The 12,431-nt window shown below is 63.2% G+C and carries 15 protein-coding genes; 3 read left to right on the top strand and 12 right to left on the bottom strand.

Annotation, left to right across the window (positions count from 1 at the left end):
* Window positions 1-17: 17 nt before the first annotated feature.
* The 6 genes from GJR99_RS08895 to hemB all read right to left on the bottom strand — a co-directional run bounded on the left by GJR99_RS08895 (window position 18) and on the right by hemB (window position 6,150).
* Window positions 18-701, bottom strand: a complete 684-nt coding sequence (locus GJR99_RS08895; protein WP_151111306.1) for a CPBP family glutamic-type intramembrane protease — start codon at window positions 699-701, stop codon at window positions 18-20.
* A gap of 162 nt (window positions 702-863) precedes the next feature.
* Window positions 864-1,235, bottom strand: a complete 372-nt coding sequence (locus GJR99_RS08890; protein WP_151111304.1) for a P-II family nitrogen regulator — start codon at window positions 1,233-1,235, stop codon at window positions 864-866.
* Between the two features lie 3 nt (window positions 1,236-1,238).
* A complete protein-coding gene (locus tag GJR99_RS08885) occupies window positions 1,239-2,609 on the bottom strand; it encodes an ammonium transporter (protein WP_151111302.1) in 1,371 nt (456 codons plus the stop codon).
* A gap of 360 nt (window positions 2,610-2,969) precedes the next feature.
* Entirely contained in the window at window positions 2,970-3,326 is a 357-nt protein-coding gene (locus GJR99_RS08880) for a P-II family nitrogen regulator (RefSeq protein WP_151111300.1), read from the bottom strand.
* Window positions 3,323-4,726, bottom strand: a complete 1,404-nt coding sequence (locus GJR99_RS08875) for an ammonium transporter (RefSeq protein ID WP_151111298.1) — start codon at window positions 4,724-4,726, stop codon at window positions 3,323-3,325. Before GJR99_RS08875 ends, GJR99_RS08880 begins: the two co-directional genes overlap by 4 nt.
* Window positions 4,727-5,151: 425 nt before the next feature.
* Window positions 5,152-6,150 carry a porphobilinogen synthase gene (gene hemB, locus GJR99_RS08870; protein ID WP_151111296.1) on the bottom strand — a complete coding sequence of 333 codons (999 nt, stop codon included), beginning with the start codon at window positions 6,148-6,150 and terminating at the stop codon, window positions 5,152-5,154.
* A gap of 94 nt (window positions 6,151-6,244) precedes the next feature.
* Between hemB and GJR99_RS08865 the strand changes: the two genes are divergently transcribed.
* A complete protein-coding gene (locus GJR99_RS08865) occupies window positions 6,245-6,757 on the top strand; it encodes a DedA family protein (protein ID WP_151111294.1) in 513 nt (170 codons plus the stop codon).
* An 80-nt stretch (window positions 6,758-6,837) separates the two neighbouring features.
* On the opposite strand, the gene GJR99_RS17440 is transcribed toward GJR99_RS08865, so the two are convergent.
* Window positions 6,838-7,002: a DUF6757 family protein gene (locus GJR99_RS17440; protein WP_191967095.1), complete on the bottom strand. Its 165-nt coding sequence runs from the start codon at window positions 7,000-7,002 to the stop codon at window positions 6,838-6,840.
* Between the two features lie 73 nt (window positions 7,003-7,075).
* The gene (locus GJR99_RS08860) at window positions 7,076-7,870 is read right to left on the bottom strand and encodes a PHP domain-containing protein (protein ID WP_151111292.1); all 795 of its coding nucleotides are present in this window, start codon (window positions 7,868-7,870) and stop codon (window positions 7,076-7,078) included.
* A 132-nt stretch (window positions 7,871-8,002) separates the two neighbouring features.
* On the opposite strand from GJR99_RS08860, the gene GJR99_RS08855 reads away from it, so the two are divergent.
* The gene (locus tag GJR99_RS08855) at window positions 8,003-8,287 is read left to right on the top strand and encodes a DUF5789 family protein (RefSeq protein ID WP_151111290.1); all 285 of its coding nucleotides are present in this window, start codon (window positions 8,003-8,005) and stop codon (window positions 8,285-8,287) included.
* Between the two features lie 114 nt (window positions 8,288-8,401).
* Here GJR99_RS08855 and GJR99_RS08850 read toward each other — a convergent pair whose 3' ends face one another.
* The gene (locus GJR99_RS08850) at window positions 8,402-9,406 is read right to left on the bottom strand and encodes a DUF5784 family protein (protein WP_151111288.1); all 1,005 of its coding nucleotides are present in this window, start codon (window positions 9,404-9,406) and stop codon (window positions 8,402-8,404) included.
* A gap of 149 nt (window positions 9,407-9,555) precedes the next feature.
* Here GJR99_RS08850 and GJR99_RS17435 point away from each other — a divergent pair, with 149 nt between their 5' ends.
* Window positions 9,556-9,732, top strand: a complete 177-nt coding sequence (locus tag GJR99_RS17435; protein ID WP_191967094.1) for a DUF5786 family protein — start codon at window positions 9,556-9,558, stop codon at window positions 9,730-9,732.
* 24 nt (window positions 9,733-9,756) lie between these two features.
* Here GJR99_RS17435 and GJR99_RS08845 read toward each other — a convergent pair whose 3' ends face one another.
* The 3 genes from GJR99_RS08845 to GJR99_RS08835 form a co-directional block, all read right to left on the bottom strand.
* Window positions 9,757-10,452, bottom strand: coding sequence for a DUF7530 family protein (locus GJR99_RS08845; protein ID WP_151111286.1), 696 nt, complete (start codon window positions 10,450-10,452; stop codon window positions 9,757-9,759).
* Between the two features lie 40 nt (window positions 10,453-10,492).
* A complete protein-coding gene (locus GJR99_RS08840) occupies window positions 10,493-11,422 on the bottom strand; it encodes an NAD(P)H-binding protein (RefSeq protein ID WP_151111284.1) in 930 nt (309 codons plus the stop codon).
* A 61-nt stretch (window positions 11,423-11,483) separates the two neighbouring features.
* Window positions 11,484-12,368 carry a YkgJ family cysteine cluster protein gene (locus GJR99_RS08835; protein WP_151111282.1) on the bottom strand — a complete coding sequence of 295 codons (885 nt, stop codon included), beginning with the start codon at window positions 12,366-12,368 and terminating at the stop codon, window positions 11,484-11,486.
* Window positions 12,369-12,431 lie beyond the last annotated feature (63 nt).

Below are 12,431 nucleotides of genomic sequence, written 5' to 3'. Positions count from 1 at the left end.
CCCTCGCGGCAAAGACCTTACTGGGTCGTTCCCTCGGTGGTCGTGTCCGGCGTCGACCGCACCAAGAGCAGTCCAGCAGCGTCGTTGAGGGCGTGGATGGCCATCAGCGCCACCACGTCGCGCACGAGGAGATAGATGACCGTCGTCAACAGCGCGGGGACCGCGATACGGACGACTGCCCCGCGGTTCCACCCCATCGCGTGACTGGCAGTGAACGCGGCGAACGAGACCCCACCGGCGAGCAGTGGGTTCCCGGTCGCCTCGAGGAGTCGCTCGATGGCATAGCCGTGGAACAGGGCTTCTTCGGTAACGCCGGCAGTGAGCGCGACGAAGAGACGATGGCGGAGCGACAGCGACCCGAGTTGTGACAGTCCGCCGTCGAGGTCACCGACACCGATTCGGTCGAAGAACGGTGCCGTCGCCACGCTCGCCACGAACAGGACGGCGAGGCCGCCACCGACGACGGCGACGAACGAAAGCGGGTCGAGCGAGCGCCCCGAAAGCGACGAGAGCGGCCGTCCTTCGACGAGAACGACGTAGCCACAGAGGAGCGCGAAGACGCCCCACTTCGAGAGGTCACTCACCAGCAGGTCTGTCCGTGGGTCGTCGATGTCGGGGAGATACCGGTCGACGCCGACGCCGACGAGAGACAGTCCGGCGAGTGCTATCGTCAAACCGCCGAGGAGTTCGACGCTCAACACAGGGGGACACCGCTCATCGTCACATCGCTTCGTGCGGAGTCGAAAAATGGTTTCGCGTGGGTCCGGCTCTCGCCCCGGTGACGGGCCTACCCTCTCCTTCGGTGGTGAGGATATAGGCACTTCGCCTCTCTCGACGGCTGAAAGTCAGAAGTTCGGGAGCGTTCAGACGGCGTCGCGGCCAGTCTTCCCGGTCCGAACCTGATAGGCTCCTTCGACCGGGAGGACGAACACTTTCCCGTCGCCTTTCTCGCCCGTGTGGGCGGCGTCTGCGATGGCGTTGGCGACGTCTTCGGCGGGTGTGTCGGCGACGACACACTCGACTTTGACCTTCTGGTGGAGGTCGACGGTGTACTCTTCGCCGCGCCACTGGCTCTTTTTCGCGGGTTGTGAGCCGCGTCCGGAGACGTTCGAGACGGTCAGCGACGGTGCACCCGCTTCTGCGAGCGCCGTCTTCACGTCTGCGAGTTTGTCGGGTCGGATGATGGCCATCACCAGTTTGATGCCACCGTCGTTGGGCAGGTCAGCGTTGCTCATAACTCACTCCTCCTCCCGAGTCGACATGAATCCACTCCCGTGGGGGATACCGGACCCATCCGCACGGATACCGGTGTCTGGGTCGCGCGACCCGAACTCTGGGTAGGTGTCGACACCGTGTTCGGCCGTGTCGAGACCCTGTTGTTCGTGGTCCGCAGAGACGCGGGCCTGGCCGACAGCGCGGAAGGCACCGAAGACGGCCGCGGTGGCGACGAAGGTCCAGATGGCGATTGCGCCGACGCCGATAATCTGCGGGATAGCCAGCGAGACGAACGAGGCGCCGCCGTGCCAGAGCGGCATGGCGAAGACGGGGTACAGGAGCGTCCCGAGGACGCCCGCAGACCCGTGGACGGGGAAGACCGCACACACGTCGTCGATGCGGAGGCGCTTTTCGACGAACTCGAAGACGATTGGGAGCTGCGCGCCAGCGAGGAGGCCGACGACGAGGGCACCCGGCCAGATGATGTCGTCTGCGATCGCGGTGACACCGACGAGGCCGGCGAGCAGGCCGTTGGCGACGTAGAGTGTGTCGACTTTGCCGGTCTTGTACATCGAGACGCCACCGGCACCGATTGCGCCGGCGGCCATGCCGAGGGTGGTCACGAGCGCGACGCGGCCTACGTAGGCGAACGACCCGAGCGTGATTTCGCCGTCAGCGTACGCGAGCGGGGCGGCGGCGGTGCCGACGTTGAAGCCGTACCAGCCGAACGCGAGGATGAGCGTGCCGAGGACGGCGAAGGTGATGGAGTGGCCGGGAATGACGTTGGCGCTCCCGTTCGCGTTGAAGCGGTTCATCCGCGGGCCGATGAGCCACGCGGCGGTGAGGCCGGCGATGCCGCCCATGCCGTGGACGATCATGCCGCCGGCGAAGTCGTGGAAGCCGAGGGCACCGATGAAACCGCCGGCCCACGTCACGCCGACGACGACGGGGTAGATGACGCCGGCGATGAGGATGGTGTAGGTCAGGTACGCACGGAGTCTCGCACGGCCGGCGACGGCCCCGGAGACGATGGTGGCGGCGGTCATGGCGAAGACGGCACCGAAGAGCCAATCGACCCACGCCGTCGTGGCCGACGCGTCGGGTGCGTAGAGGCTCATGAAAGCGCCAGTGATGGTCGTCGATGGGCCACCGGTGACACCCGCGACGATGGCCGAGACGGCCGCGCCGAGGAGGAAGAACACGATGACGCCGATACTCCACGTCAGGAGGTTCTTCGTCAGCTGGTTTGCGACGTTCTTCGCACGTACTTGCCCGGCTTCGAGCATGGCGAATCCGGCGTGCATGAAGAAGATGAGGAACGTGACGGTCAGAACCCACACGAGGTTGACGCCTTCGACGACGCTCGCGAGGTCTGCTTGGAGTGGTGTCAGCATACGATTCCTCCGCTTGGCGATTCGAACAGTGGTTCAGTTGGACGGTCGTTCATATTAGTGCTCGATTCGCGACCGAATGTTTCGCGAATCATGGAAGAAGGTATCCACACCGGAGTACATAAGAATATGTGTTGACATTTGTCCAAGTTTGGTGGATTAATACGACGTATGTCCGCTTTAAAATGGAGTATGAGATGTTTAAGGTCGTAAGTCACGCACTAACTGGACAAATGTTGCCGGGCAATTCGACGTATGTAGTGTAAGAAAACGAATACGAGGGTCGGGACAGAACTGAGACCCTCCAGCGGGTTGATGCCGCGAGCGCGGCGACGAAAGGTTGGATTAACCGGCGTTATGTTCTCAGACTGCTGGTTTCCCCTCCTTGCCGGTGCGGACCTGCACCGCTTCCTCGACGGGGATGACGAACACCTTTCCGTCGCCTTTCTCGCCCGTGTGGGCGGCGTCTACGATGGCGTCGACCACGTCGTCGGCGGGCGTGTCGGCGACGACGCACTCGACTTTGACCTTCTGATGGAGGTCGACAGTGTACTCCTCACCGCGCCACTGGCCTTTCTTTGCTGGCTGAGAGCCGCGTCCGGAGACGTTCGTGACGGTGAGCGAGGGGGCACCTGCTTCGGCGAGAGCGGACTTCACGCTCGCGAGTTTGTCGGGGCGGATGATGGCCATCACCATCTTGATGCTGTCAGTGTCGCTCATTGGTCGTCACCTCCGTCGACTGCGACGTTCGAGTCGTCCGCGACGCCACCGTCAGTGCGCACGTCGTGGCCCCCATCGGTCGCTGCAGGCGCGCCCAGACCACGGTCGGGTCCGGAGTCGCCAACGAATTCGGGGTAGACCGAGACGCCGTGTTCGCCGACGTCGAGGCCTTCGACTTCTTCTTTTTCCGAGACGCGGAGGCTGAAGATGGTGCTCGTCGCGAACAGCACGACTGCCGAAGCGACGATGGTCCAGAGAGCGATGACGCCGACACCGGCGACCTGCATCACCAGTTGCGTAGCGGAGAACCCGCCGACGGCGAACAGCGGAATGAGTGCCGTGCCGACTGCGCCTGCGACGCCGTGGACAGCGAAGACGCCACACACGTCGTCGATCTTGAGCGTGTCGACCGTAAAGCGGTACGCGGGAAGGACGATTGCGCCGCCGAGTGCACCGAGGACGAGGCCGCCCCACCACGTGACGTGGGGAACAGCGCCCGTGACGGCGACGAGACCGGCGAGCAGACCGTTAGCCATCCAGAGCGGGTCGGGCTTGCCCTGGTACTGCGTCGAGACGATGACCGCGGCGACTGCGCCTGCGCCCATGCCGAGGGTGGTCACGAGTGCGACGCGGCCGAGTGCGGCACCCATGAACTCCAGTCCACCGTTCTCGGTGGCTGCGAGGACGGTCGCCTGCGTGCCGACGTTGAAACCGTACCAGCCGAACGCGAGGATGAGCGTGCCGAGGACGGCAAGCAGCATCGAGTGGCCGGGGATGGGCTGACTGTTTCCGTTCGCGTCGAAGCGACCCTTACGTGGGCCGACCATCTTTGCGGCGACGAGGCCGGCGACACCACCGCACATGTGGACGACCGTCGCACCGGCGAAGTCGAGGTAGCCCGTTCCGAGAATTGCACCGAGGTAGCCGCTTCCAGCGAGTAGCCCGCCGGACCACGTCAGGCCCTGCGTGACGGGGTAGATGATACCCGTCATGACGGCCGCGAAGACGACGTACGCACGGAAGTCCATGCGTTCTGCGACGGCACCGGAGACGATGGTGGCGGCGGTCATCGCGAAGACGGCGCCGAACAACCAGTCGATCCACGAACCCGAGTCACCGATGTACGAGAACGCGGCGGCCGCGCTGAACCCACCAGGGGAGGTGAGCCCACCGATTATCGTCGCCACACCGGCACCGACGATGAAGTAGACGAGGACGCCCAGCGCCCAGTCGGTCATGTTCTTCATCAGTACGTTGCCGACGTTCTTCGCGCGTACCTGTCCTGCTTCGAGCAGCGCGAATCCTGGCTGCATGAAGAAGATGAGGAACGAAACGACGAGGATCCAGACGTAGTTGACCCCCTGTGCGATGACTGCCGGGTCGACCTGCAGTGGCGTCACGCGTGTCCACCTCCGATTTCATAGAGTGAACGTTCGGGTACTTTTCTACCGAATCCGTGTGGATTGTGGTGCTTCATCACGGTTCAACTTCATGGAGAGGCAGTACATAAAGCATAGGGTTGAAGTTCGAAAATATATGTGGCCATAATACTACACTCGAACAAAATTGGTTAGAATATTACGCATATAAGGTTGTATTTCGTCCACTACTCGGACGAATGGTCGGTCGAGAGTGGACGAATGTTCAGGAAAATGTTGCCACAACTAGGTCGGTTGGCTGCGCGCACCGCACTGTTCGCGTCCAGCGGGAACCGTTCGTGACCGCGTCGTTATCGGTCGGAGGTGAGCGTCTCGGCGACGCTCTCTGCGAAGTTGCCGAGCTTCGCTCGGCAGCCCGTCGGGCTGTGCCCGACGAAGTCGTCGGATTACATCCGACTGTCCGCCGAAAGCTGCTCCGCCACGCTTTCGGCGAAATACGTGATGATGAGGTCCGCCCCGGCACGTTTCATCGACAACAGCGACTCGTGTGCAGTCGCCTCCAGGTCTAACCACCCTTTCTCGGCGGCAGCGTGGAGCATCGCGTACTCACCAGAGACGTTGTACGCGGCGACGGGGTGGTCGAACCCCTCGCGAATGGCCCGGATGATGTCGAGGTACGGGAGGCCGGGTTTGACCATCAGCACGTCTGCGCCCTGTTCGACGTCGAGGGCGACTTCGCGCATCGCCTCGCGGGCGTTGGCCGGGTCCATCTGGTAGTGACGGCGGTCACCGAAGGCCGGTGCACCGTCTGCGGCGTCGCGGAAGGGGCCGTAGAAGGCGCTCTCGTACTTCGCGGCGTAGGACATGATGGGGACGTCGCTGTATCCCGCGGCGTCCAGACCCTCACGGATTGCCCCGACCATCCCGTCGGTCATCGACGATGGTGCGACCATGTCTGCGCCCGCTTCGGCGTGCGAGACGGCTGTCTTGGCGAGGAGTTCGAGCGTGGGGTCGTTCTCGACGGTCAGCGTCGGGTCGTCTTCGGCGTGTTCTTCCACCACGCCACAGTGCCCGTGGTCGGTGTACTCACAGAGACAGACGTCGGTGATGACGTATGCGTCCGTCTCGGCGGTGATTCGCCGAACTGCTTCCTGTACAACGCCATCTTTCGCGTACGCGCGCGACCCTTCGGCGTCTTTCGACTCGGGGATGCCGAAGACGATGACCGCCTCGACGCCGGTTTCGCGTATCTCGGCCACCCGGTCGGCCGCCGCTGAGAGCGGGACGCGCTCGTGTCCCGGCATGGACTCGATCGGAATTCGCTCGTCTGTCGTGGCGTCGACGAAGACGGGTGCGACGAGGTCTGTCGCGTCGAGTGTCGTCTCCGAGACGAGGGGGCGAATCCCGTCCGTTCGGAGTCGTCGCGGGCGGTCGGTGAGGTCCATACTCTGCCTTCGACAGGTGGTGGCAAAATGGCGTCGCTCTCGGTTCGAACGCCCGTCACAACCCCTTTGTACGTCGTCGAGCGAGAGACAGACGATGCGCTCCGTGGCCTCCGCGCTACCGGTGTTCCTCCAAGACCTGCTGGTGTCCGACGCAGCGTTCGTCGTGCTCTTTGCGGTGTTCGTCCTCGAAGGCGCGATGCTGCTCTACGTCGCCCCCAGCGAGTTGCTCGTTCCGGGTGCGTTGGTGCTCATCGGTGACCGATATCTCGTTCCTATCGTCGCTGTCGCCGTCGTCGGCGCCACCCTCGGCCAGTTCCTCCTGTTTCTGGTCGCGAAGTACGGTGGCCGAGAGTATCTGCTCTCTCGGTCGTGGTTCCGCGTCGACGAGTCTCGACTCGAACGATTCGACGGGTGGTTCGACCGGTGGGGGTCGGTAGTCGTCCTTGCGAGCAACGCGATGTTGTTCACGCGCGGGATGCTCACCGTCCCCGCGGGATTCGCAGAGATGTCTCCACGCCGGTTCGTCGTGTTTTCTGCCGCGGGGACACTCGTCTTCGAGAGTGGACTCGCCGCGCTCTACGTGTTCGGAGGACAGGTACTGGCGTAACGGGTCGTTTGGGGGTGACGGCCGACCGCGATAGAGGGCAGTAGGACGTGACTAGACGGGGGTGCGTCCGTGGTAGGCAGTCACTTCGTTCGGTTAATGTCGAGTTTTTCCTTCAAGCCTTTGAGTTCCTCGGACTCGGCGAGTTCCTCGACGCGTTTGCGGAAGTGGCGCTCACAGAGGCCAACCTTGATGTGGTCTTTCTCGGCCGCATACGCGGCCTCACGGTCGCAGTAGTGACACTGCATACCCGCCCATCAGTCGTCACAGGATTTAAGTCTAGGCCCCTGGGTAACTCGGAGTTATTACCTGGCTAACTAGTTAGAGCCCCGGAATTTTGGCGGCGAACTGACGAAATGCAGTTTCGGGTGGGCCGGCCCGGCCGAGTGTCTCGTCGTGGGCGTCGCTCCCACCTGTCGCCAGCAGGTCGTACTCCTCGATCGCCTCGTCGACCAGTGAGACGTCGGTGTCGTATCCGTACGGATAGTAGCGTTCGACTGCGTCGAGGTCGGCACACAGGTCGAGTGCGTCTGCGGGTTCCCGGTAGCGGAAGGGATGTGCGAGGCCGACGACTGCACACGCCTCGTTCAGCACGCCCACGCCGTGGTCGAACGACGGGAGGTCACGCGGGACGTAACACGGGCCGTCCGCGCCGATGAGTTCGTCGAACGCGCCCTGATAGTCGTAGGGGGCGTCGCTGGCGTCGATGGCGTGGGCGATGTGTGGGCGACCGATTCCGTCGTGTAGGTCGATGTCGAGGTGGACGCCAGTGGTCTCTTCGACGTACTCCACGATTTTCCGCGCGCGTTCGACACGGTTGCGCTGGAGTCGCTCGACTTCGGCGGTGAGCGCATCGTGTGGTTCGACGGCGTATCCGAGGAGGTCGACGCGCCTGTCGCCTGCGTCGACACGAAGTTCGATACCGTGGATAATCGTCAGCCCGTCGCGTTCGACGACCGGCGCGTCGAGTTCGGGGTGGTACCGGTCGTGGTCTGTGACCGCGACGACGTCTACACCACCCGCCTGGGCCACCTCGGGGAGTCGGTCGATAGTGAGCCGACCGTCAGAAGCGGTCGTGTGGAGGTGTAAATCCGCGACTGGCGGGTCGTCGTCCATGATTCGACGTCGGTTCGAAGGGGCAACAAACCTTGTGCCGAATTTTCAATTAAGGATGATTAAGGACTACCCATTCTCTAAGGACAATCATGGAAAATCATTAAGAATGATGACCGGATTTGTGTGGCTGTAATGCGCCTGAACGGACTCGGCGACGCAATCGATCGCCACGAATACCCGACTAGCTCGACCGACTTCGCCCAACACTACGGGGACGAAGTAATCGAGCTTCAAAACGGCCAGGAGACGGTTGCAGAGATTCTGGCTCGTCTCGGAGACGAGACGTACACGTGCCCGCAGGACGTGCGTGATGCCCTCTTTACCGGTGTTGGCCACGAGGCCATCGGTCGTCGGTACTACAGTGACCGCGACCCCTCGCCGCTCGGTGAGGACGGACCAGAGATGGTTTCGTTCTAACGACTGCGAATCCTCTACCATCTTCTTCGAACACGTCACAGTCACCGGAGAGCCGGTGGCTCGTCGATGTAGAACAGTTCTTCGAACGCGACTCGGAGAGCGGACGCGACGCAGTTAGGCCAGCCACGGAAGGTCCACGGGGACCGACCCTTTGGCGTATCCTTCGACGTCTCCCGACGGTCGGAGTCTGAACACGACTGCAGGCCGGTGTCGAACGTCTGGCCGTTCGCCCATGATGGCGCCCCAATCGTCGTCGGGGAACGACGAACAGTCCACGAAGAGCGTCACACCTCCGCCGTGTTCGGCGAGTTGGCCTTCGCCGTTGGTCTTGGTCTGTGCCGTATCTCGAATCGCAGCGACAGGGTTGCTCACTGTTCGCCGATTCGGTGGAAGCGGCCGCGTCACTTCGATGAGTGCACCGCCGGCGCGAGTGTTCTCCGCGCGGAAGTCGATAGAGTGCCCCGTCGCAACCTCGATCTCCGGCGTGACGTCGTACCCCGCCTCGGTCAGTAAGTACGCCACGTCGAACTCGCCCATCGCTGCTGCCATCCGCGTGGGGTCGAAGTACTCTGAGGTTCCCAGTTTGCCGGCCATCACTTCGCGGTACTCGTCTAAGACGCCCGTCGCGAAGAACGCCTCGTAGAACTCGAGTGCCTCGTCGCGGGTCGCGTCCGGGAATCCGGCGGCGTGGTCGTAGAAGAACGACCGGGTGGTCTCTCGACCGTCTTTCGAGAGGAACACTGGCAGGAAGAACCACGAGAGATACGGATACGGCTTCAACCACGGCGACTGCTCGAACAGTTCTGCGATGAGTTCTCGCTGTGCCCAGCGAGAGATGTCGAACGGTGCGTCGCTGAACGCCTCTTTGTCGGTCCGCCAGAGCGAACTCGGCGTCTCGGTGTTGCCTACCCAGTACGCGTGGTCGTCGGTCCACGCCAACAGGGCGGTATCACCGTTGTCCATATCGAAGCGTCTGGCTTCGTACCCCTCGGGCGGGTCGTACCACGGAGCGCTCATCGTCGCGCCGAGGTTGTCGTCGAGGGGTTGGAACACGTCGCGGTTGACCCGCGATATGTCCCAGCGACCGGGGGCTAAGCGAAAGCGAAGGGGACGTGCCACATACGGTGTAGTCCGCCAGGTGGTTTTATCCTTTCCCGCTCGACGGCCATCTGCGTCGGTTTTTCGCGCCAGACACCGCCAGAACGTGTCAAACGTGTGAATGTCTCCGATAAATATATGTGGTACACACCCGCACGGTATGGTGTAACATGTCAATGGGTGCCTACGACGAAGCCGAACACGAACGCCGTGAGCGCATGACGAGCCAGGTCGAACCCGGCACCGACGACGACCGGACGACCTACCACGGAACCATCGAGTACGATTCCGGAGACTCGGCAGATGCGCTCCTCGAGCAGTTCAAGCAGATGAAGACCGACGACTAACCAGTACTATCCTACTTCCTGGACTCACGTCCGTCCCAGTGCCGCGGCCGCGACCGAGACGACGGTTACGGCCACGACGTGCCCACCGACCGCGACCAACAGGACCGGTTGGTCGAGGATGAACGGTATCACGAGCACTTGCGCGACGCCGAATCCGACGTTCAGCAGGTTCACTCGTCGCATCTCCCGAGCAGTGATTTCGTCGAATCGATAGCGGACCGCACCCCAGAGGCCGACGACGGCGGCCCACCACGAGGTGCCGATTCGGTAACAGAGGTCCCACAGGATGAGGAGCATGAGGTAGACCACGACGACCGGTGGGTCGGCCCCGAACAGCACCGTCAAAAGCGGCGTCGTGGTCTGCTGTGGGTCGAACACGAACAGGTGAGTGACGAGTGCGACGAACGCGAGGATGCCGAGGACGACTTCGATACTCGACCCAAACAGGAGGCGGCGATACGGGGCCGGAACTGCGGCGGCACGGGTTCGTTCACCCATCCGAAGCATGACGACGCTCCCGATAGCGGCGACGACGATGGCTGCCGTCCCGGCGATTGCCGCGGCCCAGAGGTCGTACACCCACGCGAGAACGAGTACTGCAGTCTCGAAGACGGCGATTTGGAGCGCGATAGCGCCTCGTTCACCGATGTCGACTCCCGGAAGTGCGCCGACGATACTCTCGTAGACCCACGTCTCACCGTACTCCGGGGTGTCGTTCATATCCACGACCTACAGGTTCGTGGCTTATCAATCGCCGCTGTCACGGCGCTTCCGTCTTCGATTCGATAGGAACTGTCGTACGCTCACTCTCTTCGTGCAGCGCACGCTCTATCGCTTCGTCGAACGAGGTCTCGTCTACCGAGACGATGTCGCGGATGCGGTCGTCGGTGACGACGACGGGGTTCTTGAGCCCCTCGATGAGTGGACGGGCGACGTCTGTGTCCACGTCGGTGACGAGGCCAATCCAGTACGACGACAGGCGGGGAGTCAGCACTGGCACGGGGACGATTCGCGGCGAGTGCCCGAGGTGTGCGCCGACTCGCTGGAGCATCTCGTGATACGTGAGGACGTCTGGACCGCCGATTTCGTACGTCTCTCCCGCCGTCTCTGGGTGGTCGAGGACGCCCACGAGATAGGCGACCACGTCGTCGATGGCGATGGGTTGGCACTTCGTCTCGACCCACTGTGGCGTCACCATCACCGGGAGGCGCTTCGCGAGTTGCTGAACCATGTCGAAACTCGCACTCCCTGCTCCGACGATGATGGCCGCTCGCAACGTCGTGAGTTCGAACGACCCGGACGCGAGGAGGTGCTCGACTTCACGCCGCGACCGGAGGTGCGGTGACAACCGGTCGCGTTCTTCGCCCAGTCCACCGAGGTAGACGACGCGCTGGACGCCCGCGGCGTCCGCCGCCTCCACGAAACTGCGTGCTGCGAGGCGGTCGCGCGATTCGAAATCGCCGCCGGACCGCATCGAGTGGACGAGATAGTAGGCCGCTTCGACGCCGTCCATCGCGGGGGCGAGCGTCGCCGAGTCGAGCAAGTCACCTTCGACGATTTCGACTTCCTCCGGGCCTGTGTAGCGACTCGCGTCACGGACGAGCGCCACGACGTCGTGACCCGCGTCGAGGAGGGCAGGAACGAGACGGCGTCCGACGAATCCGGTCGCGCCGGTTACGAGGACTCTCATGATGTATGTTAACGCGTTTCGACGTGTTAAACTCTCGTCGAGGGGGCGACTCGTGTTCGGTTCAGTTGTCTACGTGGATGGCGTCCCACCCTGGCGTCTCGGGTGCGCCACGAGACACTTCGACGTCGTCGGGGTGTGGTGCACCGTTCGCGGCGGCCCCGAGTGTGGTCAGTGCCTCGGACCACTCGTCGACGAGTTCGCCCGCCCACGACGCCGTTTCGAGGGTGCGCGTCCGTGCGTTGCGAGCGCGTTCGTCGTCGACTTCGGTGGACCCTGGACGAGACCCGACTGCGACACCGACGAATTCGGCTCTATCGGCGAGGGTGAGCGACCGGGTACGGAGTCGGTCGACGACACCGTCTAACCGCGTTGGGTCGGGATGGACGAACAGTTTCGCGCCGAGTGCGTGCGGCCCGAGGAGCAGGCCACGCTGGTCTGTTGGAGGTGTGTCGTCGAGGAGTCGTTCGCCACCGTAACTCGCTTCGACACGTCCGCATTCTGTCTCCTGGCCGAGCGTGAGGTTGTGTCCGGGGTACTCCGCACACTCGTTGGGGTAGAGCTCTGTGTCGTGGATGCGGCACTGGAGCGTCTCGGGGTCGAGGAAGGCACAGGCCCGAAGCCACGTCCGTTCGAGACCGAACGGAGCAACCGGTTTCGGGGGTTTGCGCATCCCGACGAAGAACGCCGGATTCCCCCCGATGGTCGCGACTTCGACGCCGTCGATTTCGACTCCCTCCCCGGACGGAACTTCCCACAGTCGCGGGGTGAGTACGTCACCCAGTCCCGCCTCGACGAAGTTCCGAACCTCGTCGCGAGTTAGCGGAACGAGGTTGTAGGTGTCGTCGAGCGGCGCACGCGGCCCGCGTCGCTCGTGGTCGAGTGAGACGGGCGAGACCGGTCGCCAGTCGATACAGCAGCCGGCACAGCCCTCGCAATCGACACGCATACCGTAGAAGTTGTACTCCAACAGACATGAACCCACCGGCAGGCCGTCTCAGGTCGGGCGGGG

This window comes from Haloferax marinum (assembly GCF_009674625.1).
In the GTDB taxonomy this organism is placed as follows: Archaea; Halobacteriota; Halobacteria; order Halobacteriales; family Haloferacaceae; genus Haloferax; species Haloferax marinum.
This window is presented reverse-complemented; position numbering and strand designations above follow the sequence as displayed.

Excerpts from the sequence above, each read along its gene's own strand:
- GJR99_RS08855 (WP_151111290.1), top strand. The coding sequence starts at position 8,003 with ATGCGCCTGAACGGACTCGGCGACGCAATCGATCGCCACGAATACCCG.
- GJR99_RS08860 (WP_151111292.1), bottom strand. The coding sequence starts at position 7,870 with ATGGACGACGACCCGCCAGTCGCGGATTTACACCTCCACACGACCGCT.
- GJR99_RS08880 (WP_151111300.1), bottom strand. The coding sequence starts at position 3,326 with ATGAGCGACACTGACAGCATCAAGATGGTGATGGCCATCATCCGCCCC.
- GJR99_RS08845 (WP_151111286.1), bottom strand. The coding sequence starts at position 10,452 with ATGAACGACACCCCGGAGTACGGTGAGACGTGGGTCTACGAGAGTATC.
- hemB (WP_151111296.1), bottom strand. The coding sequence starts at position 6,150 with ATGGACCTCACCGACCGCCCGCGACGACTCCGAACGGACGGGATTCGC.
- GJR99_RS17440 (WP_191967095.1), bottom strand. The coding sequence starts at position 7,002 with ATGCAGTGTCACTACTGCGACCGTGAGGCCGCGTATGCGGCCGAGAAA.
- GJR99_RS08865 (WP_151111294.1), top strand. The coding sequence starts at position 6,245 with ATGCGCTCCGTGGCCTCCGCGCTACCGGTGTTCCTCCAAGACCTGCTG.
- GJR99_RS08885 (WP_151111302.1), bottom strand. The coding sequence starts at position 2,609 with ATGCTGACACCACTCCAAGCAGACCTCGCGAGCGTCGTCGAAGGCGTC.
- GJR99_RS17435 (WP_191967094.1), top strand. The coding sequence starts at position 9,556 with ATGTCAATGGGTGCCTACGACGAAGCCGAACACGAACGCCGTGAGCGC.
- GJR99_RS08840 (WP_151111284.1), bottom strand. The coding sequence starts at position 11,422 with ATGAGAGTCCTCGTAACCGGCGCGACCGGATTCGTCGGACGCCGTCTC.
- GJR99_RS08890 (WP_151111304.1), bottom strand. The coding sequence starts at position 1,235 with ATGAGCAACGCTGACCTGCCCAACGACGGTGGCATCAAACTGGTGATG.
- GJR99_RS08835 (WP_151111282.1), bottom strand. The coding sequence starts at position 12,368 with ATGCGTGTCGATTGCGAGGGCTGTGCCGGCTGCTGTATCGACTGGCGA.